Annotated in this window: 15 protein-coding genes; 8 read left to right on the plus strand and 7 right to left on the minus strand. The window is 36.9% G+C overall.

All coding sequences use genetic code 11. The features are described from left to right. Positions 1-972 (plus strand): terpene synthase family protein, encoded by a 972-nt coding sequence (locus ACPF63_RS07050; protein WP_426482523.1) that lies wholly within the window; start codon positions 1-3, stop codon positions 970-972. A gap of 34 nt (positions 973-1,006) precedes the next feature. Further along, the gene (locus ACPF63_RS07055; RefSeq protein ID WP_426482524.1) at positions 1,007-1,990 is read left to right on the plus strand and encodes a terpene synthase family protein; all 984 of its coding nucleotides are present in this window, start codon (positions 1,007-1,009) and stop codon (positions 1,988-1,990) included. Positions 1,991-2,245: 255 nt separating this feature from the next. Here the strand turns inward: ACPF63_RS07055 and ACPF63_RS07060 are convergent, their stop codons facing one another. Then, on the minus strand, positions 2,246-2,731 hold the full coding sequence (locus ACPF63_RS07060; RefSeq protein WP_077416604.1) for a hypothetical protein: 486 nt from the start codon (positions 2,729-2,731) through the stop codon (positions 2,246-2,248). Between the two features lie 794 nt (positions 2,732-3,525). Here ACPF63_RS07060 and ACPF63_RS07065 point away from each other — a divergent pair. Next, positions 3,526-5,325, plus strand: coding sequence for a hypothetical protein (locus ACPF63_RS07065; RefSeq protein ID WP_180563957.1), 1,800 nt, complete (start codon positions 3,526-3,528; stop codon positions 5,323-5,325). 12 nt (positions 5,326-5,337) lie between these two features. On the opposite strand, the gene ACPF63_RS07070 is transcribed toward ACPF63_RS07065, so the two are convergent. Next, positions 5,338-6,159: an anti-sigma factor gene (locus ACPF63_RS07070; protein WP_180563956.1), complete on the minus strand. Its 822-nt coding sequence runs from the start codon at positions 6,157-6,159 to the stop codon at positions 5,338-5,340. 1 nt (position 6,160) lies between these two features. Then, positions 6,161-6,730: an RNA polymerase sigma factor gene (locus ACPF63_RS07075; protein WP_228408798.1), complete on the minus strand. Its 570-nt coding sequence runs from the start codon at positions 6,728-6,730 to the stop codon at positions 6,161-6,163. A 255-nt stretch (positions 6,731-6,985) separates the two neighbouring features. Here ACPF63_RS07075 and ACPF63_RS07080 point away from each other — a divergent pair, with 255 nt between their 5' ends. The 3 genes from ACPF63_RS07080 (at position 6,986) to ACPF63_RS07090 (ending at position 9,184) form a co-directional block, all read left to right on the plus strand. Then, complete coding sequence (locus ACPF63_RS07080; protein WP_180563955.1) at positions 6,986-7,555, plus strand: fasciclin domain-containing protein; 570 nt, start codon at positions 6,986-6,988, stop codon at positions 7,553-7,555. Positions 7,556-7,633: 78 nt separating this feature from the next. Next, complete coding sequence (locus tag ACPF63_RS07085) at positions 7,634-8,344, plus strand: ferritin-like domain-containing protein (protein WP_426482525.1); 711 nt, start codon at positions 7,634-7,636, stop codon at positions 8,342-8,344. Between the two features lie 24 nt (positions 8,345-8,368). Beyond that, entirely contained in the window at positions 8,369-9,184 is an 816-nt protein-coding gene (locus tag ACPF63_RS07090; protein WP_426482526.1) for a ferritin-like domain-containing protein, read from the plus strand. 449 nt (positions 9,185-9,633) lie between these two features. Here the strand turns inward: ACPF63_RS07090 and ACPF63_RS07095 are convergent, their stop codons facing one another. Further along, a complete protein-coding gene (locus ACPF63_RS07095; RefSeq protein WP_426482527.1) occupies positions 9,634-10,092 on the minus strand; it encodes an organic hydroperoxide resistance protein in 459 nt (152 codons plus the stop codon). Between the two features lie 44 nt (positions 10,093-10,136). After that, positions 10,137-11,435 carry an epoxide hydrolase family protein gene (locus ACPF63_RS07100; protein ID WP_426482528.1) on the minus strand — a complete coding sequence of 433 codons (1,299 nt, stop codon included), beginning with the start codon at positions 11,433-11,435 and terminating at the stop codon, positions 10,137-10,139. 275 nt (positions 11,436-11,710) lie between these two features. Here ACPF63_RS07100 and ACPF63_RS07105 point away from each other — a divergent pair, with 275 nt between their 5' ends. After that, a complete protein-coding gene (locus ACPF63_RS07105; protein WP_426482529.1) occupies positions 11,711-12,568 on the plus strand; it encodes a DUF4240 domain-containing protein in 858 nt (285 codons plus the stop codon). 83 nt (positions 12,569-12,651) lie between these two features. Here ACPF63_RS07105 and ACPF63_RS07110 read toward each other — a convergent pair whose 3' ends face one another. Together ACPF63_RS07110 and ACPF63_RS07115 are read right to left on the minus strand one after the other, a co-directional pair. Beyond that, positions 12,652-13,458 (minus strand): SDR family NAD(P)-dependent oxidoreductase, encoded by an 807-nt coding sequence (locus ACPF63_RS07110; RefSeq protein WP_426482530.1) that lies wholly within the window; start codon positions 13,456-13,458, stop codon positions 12,652-12,654. Between the two features lie 93 nt (positions 13,459-13,551). Then, complete coding sequence (locus ACPF63_RS07115; protein WP_426482531.1) at positions 13,552-14,139, minus strand: TetR/AcrR family transcriptional regulator; 588 nt, start codon at positions 14,137-14,139, stop codon at positions 13,552-13,554. Between the two features lie 310 nt (positions 14,140-14,449). Here ACPF63_RS07115 and ACPF63_RS07120 point away from each other — a divergent pair, with 310 nt between their 5' ends. After that, positions 14,450-15,382, plus strand: a complete 933-nt coding sequence (locus ACPF63_RS07120) for a helix-turn-helix domain-containing protein (protein WP_426482532.1) — start codon at positions 14,450-14,452, stop codon at positions 15,380-15,382. Positions 15,383-15,445 lie beyond the last annotated feature (63 nt).

Consider the following 15,445-nt stretch of genomic DNA (forward strand, 5'->3'; position numbering starts at 1 on the left):
TTGCCAAGGGGATGCTATCCATGGCCTGACCTTATAAATCCACATGCTGAACAAATGGGGAAAGATATGGATGGCTGGATTGATAATGATTATACTTTTTTGACAGAAAAACAACGGAAAATTTATAAAAAAATGGAGCTTCATATGTGTACCGCACGTATGTGGCCGCACTTAACCTATGAGCAGGCCATTCCATGCAACAGGTTTATGCTCCAATATGTTGCTCTCGATGATCAGGTGGAGCATTTGTCCCTTGAAGAGATCCAGGAGCTACGGATCCGTTGTACAGATATTCTCAAGGGGGCTCAAGCTATGCCGGAGGAAAATGCGCTCTATCATCACATGGCAATGATCCGGGATGAATTTCGTGCTTTCATGCCAGACCTATGGTTTGAGCGTTTTGTATACTATTTTTATCAGTCTTTCAGATATGGAATCGAATTGGAATATCCATACAAAATAGCCCACCGCCCGCCATCACTGAATCTTTACAAAACCATTAGAGAATATTCTGTTCTAATGCGTCCTTATCTGATCTTTGGTGAGATTGAATCTGGTCTTGTCCTGCCGGAACATATCTTTGAGCATATCGTAGTGCAAAAGATGATTTCCCATATGACCCTGGTTGTTGCCTGGCAAAATGATCTTCACTCCCTGCCAAAAGAAATGGCGAAAGGAACAGAGGTTTTTAATCTGGTTTTTGTTTTGCAGCAGGAGTATAATCTTTCTTTGGAAGATGCTTGTGCAGAAGCTTTACGCATTCATAATGAAGAGCTGGCCAGTTTGAATGGCTTACATAATGAGTATCGGGAGTTTGGTGAATATCAGGAACACGTAGACAAATTCGTTTATTATGCCGGTGTTGGACTGCAGGGTGTTAATACTTTTTACCTGGAAACCAATAGGTATAAGCACGGAGGTGTTGGTTTTGCCTGGCCTGAGGATAACCTGACCCCCAAGACTGTAAAATAAGCTTAATTCAATATAACAATTTTAAATTTTAAAGATGAAACAGCAAGATGTTCCTGTTTTACAATATCCCTGGACCTATGAAATAGGCCCGTTTTCACAATCATTCTATGAAGAACAGAATAATTGGATTGATACGGATTATCAGTTTATGTCCGAAGCCACAAGAACTAAATATAAGAAACACGGCCTCGTGGAAGCCGCATCTTATATGTTTCCGGCGGCTAGCACCAAAGAACAGATCAGACCTATAGCAAGATTTATGGTATGGCTGACTCTGTTTGATGATTATTATGAGTTGTGTCCGGTTGATCAATTTGCAGATATCAGAGACCATATAATGGATGTCATGCTGGGAGAACAGCCTAAAGCGGATGATATCGGACTTATAAAACAAGTGGCTCTAAGCAGGCAGGAATTTATTCCTTACGTTAATAATGATTGGTTGATACGTTGGACTAAAAACTTTTATAATTATACGACCTATGGAATTATGGAAGAAACATCTTATAAATTGAAAAGAGAATTCCCAACCCTTAGTAATCTCCTGCTTATCCGTGAGTATTCGATTTCTATGTACCCCTATGGAGATCCGGTAGAACCTTCCATTAATTATATTGTTCCGGGGTATATATCTGAACATCCGATTATAAAACGGTTAAAAATGCTGATGTGCAGAATAATGGCGATTCAGAATGATTTTGCTTCAATAGAGAAGGACCTAGGAATTGATACAGAAATTCTGAACATTATATTGGTGATAAAGAATCAGTATCATGTTTCATTGGAAGAAGCTATTACTGAAGCAATGCATATCCACGATTCATATGTTCAGGAGTTTGTTGAACTCCAGAATAATTTGCCTGATTTTGGTCTTGAGCAAAAAAATGTTGTACGGTTTGTACATAATATGGCATTGATGATCTCAGGATTAGGAGCATGGTATCATAAAGGCAATTCCACCAGGTACAAAACTCCTGGTGAGTTTCCTAAACCAGAATATGGGATAATTACACAATAATCTTAATGAAAACACAGAGAGCAGGATCAATTCTGTTCACCCATATTCAATAACAGGCTTGAATTTTACTTTTGTAATCACTTTTAGAAGCTGTATCCTATATTTGCATCGTCAAATATAGGATACAGCCTTTTATTTGTGTTCATATAAACCTTTGTATCCTCTATTTAGTATGAAGTCTGAAGGTTTTGTAGAGCGGAAAACAAAAATTTAAACAAAACAATTATATAAAAATTTAATTGCGGGTTTCTTGATCTATTTCTTTGGAGTTAAAGAAAAATTATCCATATAAACAGCCTGATGTACTCCATTCAGTAAAACTTTCAGCCCCAGATGGGAGTCTTTTTTCAAAGAAATGGTATATGTTTTTTTCTCTCCTGTTATCTTTGATGGTTTAGTGATTGAAACATAGGATTTTGCATCAGAAGGGCTGTTTACAGAGAAAAGTTCTAATGTTGTTTCGCCTCCGTTATCCGAAAGGTCAAGTGAAAGTGTATAAGTTCCGGCTTTCATTTCCGGAGTTACCAGATACATATTTTCTCCTGGGTTGCTCATTGAATAAAAAATAATTCTTTTATCACTGGCATACAGCATAGCTTTCCCTGGTTGAGCAGTCCAGCATTTATTGATATCTTTCCAGGTATCAAAATTTTCTGCAAGAGTAGATACAGGTTTACACTGTGCATTTGCTGCTAGAAACCCTCCTATAACTGCGATTCCCGAGAGTACGATTTTTCTCATGTCTTATTTTTATTTATAATGAGTAAAAATAACAAAAAAAATGCATTGAAATACTCTTGCTTTTATGATTTAAGTTAGCTTTTCAGTTGACATGCTGGACACAAATAAAACATCTGGGCTTTAGCCTTCTCTTAGAGAGGGCTTTTCGTTATATTTGTGTTCTGGCACTTATTAGTGATTATTTTAAAGGTATATTTCTTTTTTACGCTGTAGAAGGAACCTTTTTATAATCTAAACTATTACGATGATGTAAGAATGGAGTATACAAATAAAAATAATATCTATTTATTGTTGAAAACTATAGTTTATACAATTGGTTTTCTAAGTTTAATAGGAATATCACGATTTTGGACAGGATCAAAAGAAAATTGGGATCAGATAAGAGAAAATGAATTTATTCCAGCTCTTATCACGAGAACTGTTGTTTTTACAACAGCAGGATTAGTGTTTCTAGGATTATCATTCTGGATCAATTATATTTTTAAAAAAGAGAGCCGTTTTTCGAAAGAACTGATTATTTTACTGTTGTTTTCTTTTACTCTGAATTTGATAGTATTGTCAGGTTTCATCTAATAAAGACTGAAAATAATGTATATTCTAAAATATCAATTATCATAACAATTTGTTTTTAGGATGTTACAAGAAGAAGCGGTCATTCTTTGACCGTTATATTATTTAAAAAATAAAAATATAAAACATAAAACTTTAAGTGGAAAATTTTCTAATTCTTGTCCATTTTAAAGCCTGTTGGCGTATAAATTGATACTACAAACTGTATTGAATTTTGATGACTAATGACTAGAACGATTGCAATTTTAATTTTCTTTTTAGGTGGTTTTTTCTTTTTAAATGCACAGGAGAAGAAAGATTCGCTGTATTACAAAATAGAAGAATTTTCAGATAAGAGAAAAGTTACCAAATTTATTCACCGCTTTATATTTCGTAGAGAGCCGGATTCAACTTCCGTTAAGTCCAGGACTGAAAAACTGTCGCAGGAGGCTTATAACAAAAAATACATCAGAAAAATCAGGATAGAGACTATTGATCCATTTGGATATGGTTCCAGGGACACTAAAGAAAGATCCAGATGGTATGATTGGGTGGCAGATCATCTTCATGCCAATACAAAAAACTCCACCGTAAATAATTATCTGCTTTTTGAAGAAGGTGAAGAATACAACGCCCAGAAACTCTATGAATCCGAGCGTTTGCTCAGAGCAATGCCATTTGTGAACAGAGTGAATATCAGTGTTTCCGACAGTACATCCAGTAAAGATTCTATTGATGTAGTGGTAAAAGTCCTGGATTCCTGGAGTCTGAAACCCAGGATCAGCTATTCAGGAAGTAAACTCGGTCTGGGAGCTACTGAAGAAAATGTATTGGGATTAGGACACACCCTTGATTTTCTTTACAGAAATGATTCCAAAGAAAAGCAGGATTATCTTTTGGGAAGCTATACAGCCTATAACCTTTTAGGCACTTATATCAATGCCCAGCTTCTTGGCGAACGGGATTTTTTGAGAAACGAAAGAATCAATTTCAATGTAAGAAGAGACTTTTTCTCGCCTTTGACGAAATGGGCGGGTGGTTTTACATTTGAATATTTTAAGAGGAATGTTTTGCTTCCTACAGAAACGGATACGGCTTTTCCGGAAGTTCAGATCAAAGTGTACAGCCAGGATTTATGGGGTGGTTATCAGATTCCCGTTTCATCAGATCCAAACGAAAAAGTATCCAGCAATATTGCAATAATAGGACGATTTCAGAATTACCAGTATAAAGACAGTCCGGGAATAGACCAGTATAAATACTTTAGCTCATACAACAGTTTTCTGATGTCTGTTGGGTTTATCCACAGAAACTTTTCGGTTCAGAGAAATATTTTTCAATATGATTTGCCGGAAGATGTTGCGTACGGTAATTCGGTGAACATTATTGCGGGAGGCTTATCAAGAAATAAAGAAGTGAACCCTTATGTGGGAATCTCTGCTTCTTACGGTAGTTTTATAAAGGTAGGATATTTCACTGTCAAAGCTCAGTTTGGACGTTTTTTTAATGAAGACAGTCAGAATAGGGAGTCTTTCCGTGTAGACGGAACTTATTTTACGAATCTTATGGATTGGAAATTTGCCAAAGCAAGACATTTCTTTTCTCCAACGTTAGCCCTTGGAAATCCACAGCATAATTACTCATACAAGGACAGGATAAACCTTTCTTCTGCAGATGAATTTCCTGTTTACAATTCAGATTATATCGGAACTAAAAAACTGGTTTTAAGATATCAGCTCCAGTTGTTTATTAACAAAACCTGGAAGAATTTCCATTTCAGTCCTTATTTAACTACCGCGGTTGGCTGGCTGGGAATGCCTGATGATAAACTATTGAAAACCAAAGCTAATGCAAAAATCGGAATAGGTGTTTTAATTAATAATCCGTATCTGGTGTTCAACAGGATTCAGATTTCTTTCATGTATTATCCGCGGGTTCCGTTTGATAACAACTCTGTTTTTGATTTTAACAGCAACAGAAATAATCTTTTACCAATGAATAATTTTGCAACAGATGTTCCTCATTTTGTGAACTTTGGGAATTGATAAAGGAGTGTTTTAAATTTCACCCATTACAAACATATTCTCCATGGTAGGCACTTTACTTCCGCCTTCTTTTTCGAGCGTAATGGCAAAAGCCTGAGCATTGGAAATATTGGCCAGTGCAATGTTGCTGTCTTTATCTTCGGTGTACATTCCTGCACTCACAGGTTGTCCGTCTTCGATGGCCCAAAGCTGATATTGCATTCCAGTAGGAGCTTTAGGCAGTTTTTCCGCATTCAGATAGACTTCTTTTGTTTTTTTATCCCAGAAAACCATTGCTTTGGAATCCGTATGTTTTTCTACCCCTTTCAGCATGACCATCTGCATATCCGGATTGGAGAACATATCAATCTTACGGTTCATTTTTTTCATTGCCAGATCCTGAGCTTGTTTTTCTGCAGACAGCAAAGCGATTTCCTTTTTATGGGAGGATTGGCTGTTCATCCAGAATAAATTGCCGGCAACACTTATCAGGAACAATGCAGAAGCTGCTATTGCATAGGTTTTCCAGCGGGTATTTCCCTGAATATTTACTCTTTCCGGAATTTCTTTATGATCTTTGGTCTCAGGAATATCTGTTGAAAGAACAGGTGTTACTTCTTCAACAGTTTGTTCCTGCTGAATTTTATTCCAGATTTTAGATTTCAAATCACTTGGAGGTGTTACAGCCTGAGCGGTAGCAAGATGTTCCAAAGTTTTTTGGGCTTCTTCAAAAGCAGCCTTTACTTCAGCATTATTTTTCATCACACACTCCAAAATCCCTGCTTCCTCAGGAGAAGTATGGCCAAGAATATAAGATTCTATAATTCCGGATGATATGTATTCTTTTGTGTTCAATTTATTGATAATCTTTTAGCAAATCTTTTAATTTCATCAGTGCATTACGCATTTTCGTTTTCACTGTTCCCAGCGGTATCTTCAGCTTTTCGGATATTTCATGTTGAGTGTATCCCTGATAATAAGCAAGATTTATGAGTTCCTGCTTGTCTGTTTCCAGCCCTTCCAGCACATTGTTAAACCCGATATAATCAGATGAATTGTTGACCGTTGAAAGCTCTGTAGTATTATATACGAAATCCGGAAGTGGTTGGTTTTTAAGCTCATTCTGGAATCCTTTAGACTTTAAATAATCAATAGCCGTATTTCTTGCAATATTGATCATCCAGGTATAAAACCTCCCTTTGGAGGCGTCATACTGATGGATAGAGTTCCATATTTTAACAAAAACATCCTGAATTACTTCCTCAGTATATTCTTTAGATTGAACGATCCGGAGAATGATTCCGTACAGCGCACCAGAATAGTGGTCATACAGATAATGAAAACCAGTTTCGTTTTTTTCTTTTAATAAAACGATAAGTTCTTCTTCCGAATAGGTTGTTTTAATAGCTTTTATTTTTCTATTCAAATGTAATAAAATAAAACATATAGTCAATAAAATCCAATTCGTCTTTTATTTCGTACATGATTTTTTGAAAATTATTGAAAAATATTTAATGTGAGAGATTACATTTTCAAGATTGTTTCTTTTTTTTAATAAAAAATAAATTACTGTAAATCAATGTGTTGTAATAAATTTCATTTTTTTTCAATCTGAAATGAAACCGACCTCGTAAATGACATTAAAAGCACAATTAAATATAATTAATTAAAAATCAACGCAATGAACACACAGTCAAAAATCACAGTTTTAGCAATGGTCGTTTTATCATTTGCTTTTGGCGGGAAGGTAACAGCACAAACGATGAAAGAAAAAACAGTAATGGTAGGAGGAGCCCCTATGTATCCCTCCAAAAATATTATTGAAAACGCAGTCAATTCCAAAGATCACAAAACCCTTGTTGCTGCAGTGAAAGCTGCCGGTTTGGTAGAAACATTACAGAGCGCAGGGCCTTTTACCGTACTGGCTCCCACAGATGCTGCGTTTGCAAAACTTCCGAAAGGAACGGTAGAAAGTCTTGTAAAGCCTGAAAATAAAGCAATGCTTGCAAGTATCTTAACCTATCATGTTCTTTCTGGAAAATACAGCGCAAAAGAAATCTGGGCTGCTGTGAAAGCAGGAAATGGAAAAAGTATGATGAAAACTGTACAGGGAGAAGATCTTACATTCTGGACTAAAGGAAAAGACCTTTACATAAAGGATGCAAAAGGAAACAGTGCCAAAGTGACTATCGCAGATGTGAACCAGTCTAACGGGGTGATCCATGTAATTGATACGGTTCTAATGCCTTAATAATGTAAGATACAAAACAGCATACCGGAATATGCTGTTTTTCTTTTTTATATATCCGAACACTAAAAAAATAATAGCATGAAAAAAACAATTCAGGTTTCTAATCAGGGAGCTACCCTTGATACAAGCAGAAGAAACTTTTTAAAATTAAGTGGAGTAGGATTAGCCATCGCAGGTCTTACCTTCATAGGATGTGATGACAATGATGATTTTCAGATCATAGATGAACCTAAATATGATCTGGGGACAGGAGATGTAGGTGTATTAAACTATGCCTATGCACTCGAGCAGCTGGAGGCAGATTTTTATACGAAAGTGGTGAATAATTTTTATACGGGAATTTCAAGTATTGAGAAAGAAGTTTTCACAGACCTTTATCATCATGAAGTGATTCACCGGGATTTCTTTAAAGCAGCCATCAGCGGTGCTACAGACCATGTGCTACCCAAACTGGAATTCCAGTATCCGAATGTGAATTTTAATGATCGTAATTCCGTATTAGCCACAGCAAAAGCTTTGGAAGATACAGGAGTAGCAGCCTACAACGGGACAGGGAAATATATTTCCAATCCTGCTTATCTGGTGATTGCCGGCAAAATAGTTTCGGTAGAGGCCAGGCATGCTTCCGCCATCAGAAATTTAATTAATCCGGGAACTGCTGATTTTTCGGGAGATGATGTGATAGATGCGAACGGACTTGATCTTGCAAAAGAGCCCAAAGATATCGTAATGGCTGCCGGAGCGTTTATCAAAACACCTTTTACCTGGAAAGAAAGAGGCATTAACTAATCATTCACCTTTAAAAATTACATTATGAATATTCTTAAATTACTGGATAAGCTCTCTTATGATCAATTTTTCACAAAGGAAGCTTCAAGACTGGAAACGATTACGAATATGTCTTTATTCGGAAAAAAAGCAGCTACAGCTGCAGTACCGCTTGGATTAGGAACGCTGATGGCTGCCTCCGCCAAAGCGGAAACTACAAAAACAAATTTAACAGGCTATGCTTTAAAAAGTACCCTGACGGATGCCTTACAACTGGCATTGGTTCTGGAATATCTTGAAAATGAATATTACAGTATAGGATTATCCACACCAGGATTGATCCCCACTGGAGACAGAACTGTTTTTATGCAGATTTCAAAACATGAATCAGCCCATGTCAGCTTTCTGAAAAGTACACTCACTTCTCTTGGAACAACACCGGGAAATAAACCAACCTTTGACTTTACAGCCAGCGGAAATTTTTCGCCTTTTACAGATTATAATCAGTTTCTTATTCTCGCCCAGGCTTTTGAAGATACCGGAGTAAGAGCTTATAAAGGACAGGCGGGAAACGTAATGTCCAATAAAGTTGTGCTTCAGGCTGCATTACAGATTCACTCTGTTGAATCCAGACATGCTTCACAGGTAAGAAGAATGAGAGCTAATAAAGGATGGATTGAGCTTGCTGACGGGGGAAATATGCCGTCCGCAACCAATCCTGTGTATGCCGGAGAAGACAATGTAAACCAGGAGGGCTATAATACAGGAACTTTATTTGGAGCGGCAGCAGGTTCTGCAGCTTACGATGAAATATTAAGTGGCAGCGATGCACAGACTATTGCTTCCTTGTTCATAGTTTAGTTGTGATTTGGATGATGATAAAGTGGTGTCCATTTCCGGAATTTTCCGGAAATGGATTTTTTATATTCTGTCAAATTGTATGGGGTTCATGGAATTTACTTCCCTCCTTTCTTTAATAATACTTTTGAAGTACTGATGGAGCAGAATTGGGCAGGTATTGGTTGAAATAAAAAATCCCCAGTAATCCTGGGGATAAAAACTAATAACCATGAAACTCAAATTAATGAGATAATCAAGCCACAAATGTATTGAAAAAAGATTCAAAGTCCCATTATTTTGAATTATTTTTTTTCTGTTTTTTTTTAAAATGTACAGAAGGTCTCAACGTTTGCTGCCCGAAAGCATCTGATTTGTGTTTTGAATATTTTACTTTTTTTAAAAACAAAACCTTCCTTGCCAAAAAAACAAGGAAGATTTTCAATCAGAATGTTCTTATGACATGCTGATAACTACACCACAACATCTATCTTTACATTGATATTTCCACGGGTTGCTTTTGAATAAGGACATGTCGCATGTGCCGTTTCCACAACTTTTCTGGCTTCATCTATAGGAAGACCCGGTAAAATAATCTGTAAATGAGCCTGTAGAAAAAATCCGTCATTATTGGATGCCAGATCTATTGAGGTATTGACAGACAGGTCCGTAGGAAGATTAACTCCCATCTTAACAGCACCCAAATGCATAGCTCCGATAAAACAAGCGGACCATCCTGCAGCTAATAACTGTTCCGGATTGGTTCCGTTTCCTTTTGCCCCTGGAGAGGTCAGTTCAATGTCCAGTTTTCCGTCACTGCTTTTAGCTTCCCCGTTGCGTCCTCCGGTTACTACAACGTTACCTGAATACAACACTTTACTGATGTTAACTACTGTTGTATTTTCTACTTCCTGAATGGTATTTAATTCCATATTTTTGTTATTTAGATTGAAAAATATTGTTGATTGATCTCTTATTAAAGTTTTTTTCTTAAATCTTTGAAAGCGGCTCTAAGTTCTTCTGTGAAGACTTGTGGCTGTTCCCAGGCGGCAAAATGTCCTCCTTTTGGAGCTTTATGATAATAATATAAAGTAGGATAGGCACGTTTTGACCAACTTTCCGGAGCCTGGTAAATCTCGTGAGGAAATACCGAAATGGCTACAGGAACTTTAATGTCTTTTGTTTTCTGTGCATCAGCGCTGAAGTTATTTTTATTGTTCTCCCAATAGAAACGCGAAGAAGATGCTCCTGTATTGGTAAGCCAGTAAAGCGTAATATCATCAAGAATCGCATCACGGCCGATTACATTTTCAGGGTGGAGGTCGCTTTCGCTCCATTCAGCGATTTTCTCGTAAAGGAATGCGGCTAAAGCACTTGGGGAATCAGAAAGTAAATACCCTGTTGTCTGTGGACGTGTTACCATCATTCCTCCATAGGCTGCATTTCTTCCAAAGAAAGTACTCATTGCATTGTAAGCCTGTGCTTCTGAAGCGGAAAGTCCGGCAGGCACAGGATCGCCTGCATTGATGGGTTTTACAAGCTCAGCAGGAATAGTGGCCGGCATGGTAAGGTGAATCCCCAAAAGACCGGAAGGAGCCTGTTTTGCCAAAGCATCAGATACTACAGAACCGTGGTCGCCACCCTCAGAAACATAGTTTTTGTAACCAAGTCTTTTCATGAGAACATCCCAGGCGCGGGCAACACGATCTGGATTCCAGCCCAATTCAGTAGGTATTTCTGAAAAGCCATATCCCGGAATAGCTGGGATGATCACATCAAATGCATCACTTGCTTTACCTCCATATTTCACGGGATCAGTCAAAGGGCCTATGGCATCAATAAATTCCAGTGGAGAACCCGGCCAGCCATGAGTAAGAATCACAGGCATCGCATTAGACTCTTTTGAACGTACATGAATGAACTGAATATCAAGTCCGTCAATCTTTGTTACAAATTGTGGAAGCGCATTCAGCTTATTTTCTACTTTTCTCCAGTCATAACCATTACCCCAATAGGTGATCAGTTCTTTTAACTGAGCGAGCTGAATTCCCTGAGAAGCATCTTTTACTGTCTCTTTATCAGGAAAACGGGTTTCCGAGATTCTTCTTTTGAGTTCATCCAGTTGAGATTGTGGAATATTGATATGAAAAGGACGGATACTGATGTCAGATTTTGACGAAGCCGTATGGGTGTTATTAGCTTGCGCTTTGAATATTGCAGGAGTACTTAAAATAAAAGTTGCTGCTAACAGGATGTTTGAAATTGTTGTTTTCATTGTTTTGTTGTATTTAGATTTAGATTTGTTTTTCTTTTTCTTTTTCTTTTTTGATGAGACAAAATTATGCTCTGAGAATCGCTAGGGAAACGGGTAATGTACTCAAGTAGTCATATTTCGTATCGAAATAGACACTACAGGTGGTAAATAGGAAATAGTATAAGGATTGATCTGGTGAAAAGACGTGTTGGAGAAGGCACCTGGTTCTTCATTTTTTTTGTAGTTTCGCTTTTCTGAAAACACGGTTTTCGGCCTATCACATTATATAAACTTCTATGAAACGAAATTTTATCAATCAGGAAGAACTTTCTGATAAATTCTGGAATATTGACTATTCAGGAACTATACAAAAAATTGCATTCGGGAAAACCGGAACCAAAGGACGTGAAACTATTAAAGAATTTGCTGACGAAAAGGAGTGCATCCGGGAATCTGAGAAACTCATCAGCCAAAAGATAAAAAAAGGATATACTGAAATTCAGGAGAACGAAGAAATACCCCAGAAAAAAGAGCTTTCAGAAAATGAAAAAGCAGATATTTATTTCTGGGAAGCTATCGAAAAATCTAATACATATAAAAAAGCCCATTGGAGTGAATATGATATTGATGAACACCTGGAAAATCTAACGGCTTATCTTGCCAAATTTGGGAAAGAAAGACTTATTCTTTTTGAAAAAACCCTTCAGGAAAAATTGAGTGAACTGTATACTGCCGAAATTGCTGAACTTTCCTTTATCCTTGAAGGTGATTTCAGATCAGAAAAAGGGACATATGTTTTTGATGGCTTCCTTTCTGATGACGGATTTATTTATTTCCGATGCTGGCTGATCCTTAAAGGAAAAGATTTTTTTGAAGATATTACGCAGGATATCCAGTCATTTGTAAGTGGAAAATATAGCTTTAATATTGGTGATTGCTGGGGAGAAGGACTTCTGTATGTATCAGATGAAGCCTATTCCGAAAATCATGACAATGAGGATGAGTCAGAAATAAGAGATGCGGTGCACGAGCAGTATCCGAATAATCATTATGACGGTATGAACCGCCAGATGAAGCGTAAGCCAAAAGGAGGCACTGATCTTCATAAGATGTATCCTAAATTAGTAAAAGAGATCTGTGAGTTAAGAAAATAACAGATTCCTTTTTTAAAAGATAAAAAATAAGCTCCGTTTTATACAAAAACGGAGCTTATTTTATGATTGTATTTTCTGAAAAATTATCCGTGAGCTTCTACGGATACTTCATTCCATTCTTCCCAGACTTTTAATCGCTGTTCATAATTTTGTTTTACAAAAGGAAGAGCGACTTTCCCAAGCAATAAACGCAATGGAGGATTTTCAGTTTCGGCTAATTTTATCAATGCCGGTGCTGTGGCTTCTACATTTCCGAAAGAGTTCTCAGCTTCCGAAAAGACTTTTTTAAGACCATCATAAACGGGGTTGCTTTGGGTATTAATTCCTGTATGCCAGATATTGGAAGCATAGCCGTTAGGTTCTACCAAAGTAACATGAATACCGAATTCTTTTACCTCTGTAGCTAGAGTTTCACTTAACCCTTCCAATGCAAATTTAGAAGCATTATAAAGTCCCATTGTTGGTAAAGTTGCCAATCCCAGAATAGAAGATACCTGAATGATATGGCCGCTTTTCTGATCTCTCATAATAGGAAGTACAGCCTGCGTAAGCCACAGAGTTCCAAAGAAATTGGTTTCAAACTGTGCTCTGGCTTCCTGTTCATTCGTTTCTTCAATAGCACCCGTTAATGCATACCCCGCATTATTGATCAGGATATCAATGCTGCCAAAGTGCTGTTGTACCTTTTGAGCCACAGCCAAAGATTCTTCCCGTTTGTCTACATCTAAGGTTAAAGGCAATACAGAATCTCCATATTTTTCTTTTAAATCATTAAGTGTTTCTACATTTCTGGCTGTTGCCGCTACATTGTATCCTTTTGCTAAAAAAGCTTCTGCCCATGCTTTTCCGAAACCTTTTGACGCCCCTGTAATTAAAACTGTTTTTGACATTGTTTTGTTTTTTAATTAATTGTTATGATTATACTTTTTAAAGTTTTCTTTTTAATTTAAATGACCGATCGGTCATATTTTTAATAAAAAAAATTACACTCTATTTTCTTCTATCATTTTTTTCAGGCTGCTGCCAATGATCTCCATTCTGTCATTATTACCAGACATTCTTGACATCAAATGACCTCCTTCAAGCATGGCAAAAAGAACTGTTGCAAAATCAGCCGGATTCCAGTCTGCTCTGAACTCTTTATTAGCAATTCCCTTTTCAATAATACCGGAAAGTAATTCCTGTCCCTGTTTAATGGCACGGTTTACCTTTTCTTTGACCACAGGATTAGTGTCATCAGCCTCCATTCCAAAATTTAATAAAGGACAGCCTCCGACAACCGGTGGGTGATTGGGATCACTAAAAAAATCAATATATGCTAATAATTGCTCTTCGGAAGTTGTATGCCGGCTCAAAACTTTTTGGAGTTTATCACTTAACAGTTTCATGTTATGCTCAACGGCAGCACAGGCAAGAACATCCTTATTTTCAAAGTGAACATACATACTGCCTTTAGACAATTTAGTAGCTTCCATAATATCGCTCATAGAAGTAGCTGCAATCCCTTTTGTGTTAAAAATAGGAGCTGCTTTTTCTATAATGAACTGTCTGGTTTCTTCACCTTTTGCCATGATACCTTTAAATAATGATACAAATATATGACCGATTGGTCATAAAAACAAAACTTTTCTTAATTTTTTTTAATGCATGTGTTTTAAAGTATTGATAATCAGTATTTTATTTATGCTTGTTCAGCAAGGAAGCATTGAAAGAATTTCAGATCCATTATGAATCCTTCCACAAAAGTTTTCTTTTGTGATTTGTTTCCCAGTCCTTAAGAGAAAGTATTTCTTCTTTTTATTTTAAGAAATTTTTCACAGTAAACAATATTTCATGTAGAAAGGCTCGATTAAATTTTTAAATTTACCTAAAATTAATGCAATGGCAAACGATAAACTGAATGTCCGGACACTCCGTGAGCTCTATCAGCAGCTGGATCTTCCTGTTGATTATCTGGAAGTGGAATCTGGCTTTACCATTCATTATTTAGAAGAAACATTCAAAGATTTACCCTTTCGTTCTGAGCCTTTTCGACCAAACTACTTCAGTTTTTTATTTATAAAGAGTGCATTCGGACATTATACGATAGATGACCAGCGGTTTGAAGTGACCTCAAATACCGTATACTTTACCAACCCCGGAAATTACAGGATTTTTGAATGGGAAAAACTGAAGCATACATGTCTTATCACTTTTGGAGAAGGCTTTTTGAAAGAATATGTACATGATGATGTCTATCGGGATTTTTCTTTTCTTTTGTCAGAAGTTATTGCTCCCCGGATTTTGTCACAGCAGCAATTCGGCCAGATAGAAGAGCTATATAGATTGATACACAAAGAGTATAAAGGACATTCTTTATATAAAAATAAGATTATCGGAGCTCTAGTGATTGCATTACTGTTAAAGATCAAAGAATATTTTTTTCAGGATTATGACCCTATTTATGAAGGGAATCGCAGTTCACAGATTGTTAAAACTTTCAAACTGAATGTAGAACGGCATTTCAGAGATCTGATCAGCGGAAAAACAAATGCTCAGTTAAGAGTTCAGGACTATGCCTACCTGCAGGCCCTGCATGTCAATTATCTTTCCAGTGTTATCAGTAGTAAAACGGGAAAAACAATCAGCTCATGGATTGCCGATAAAACGACAACTGAGGCCAAAGTCATGCTTCAGAATGAAAAACTCAGTATTAAAGAGATTGCAGCAAGATTAGGCTTTCTTGAAACTCCTCATTTCAGCAATTATTTCAAAAAACACACTTCAATAAGCCCCGCAGAATACAGAAAACAGTATTTTGGAAGCCAATCTTAGATATTTGCAACATCTGCTATAATTCTTGTACGTCCTTGATGAGCGTAATGTACCAACTTTGTC

The sequence above is a fragment of the Chryseobacterium sp. R2ACT005 genome (assembly GCF_049949215.1).
Taxonomy (GTDB): domain Bacteria; phylum Bacteroidota; class Bacteroidia; order Flavobacteriales; family Weeksellaceae; genus Chryseobacterium.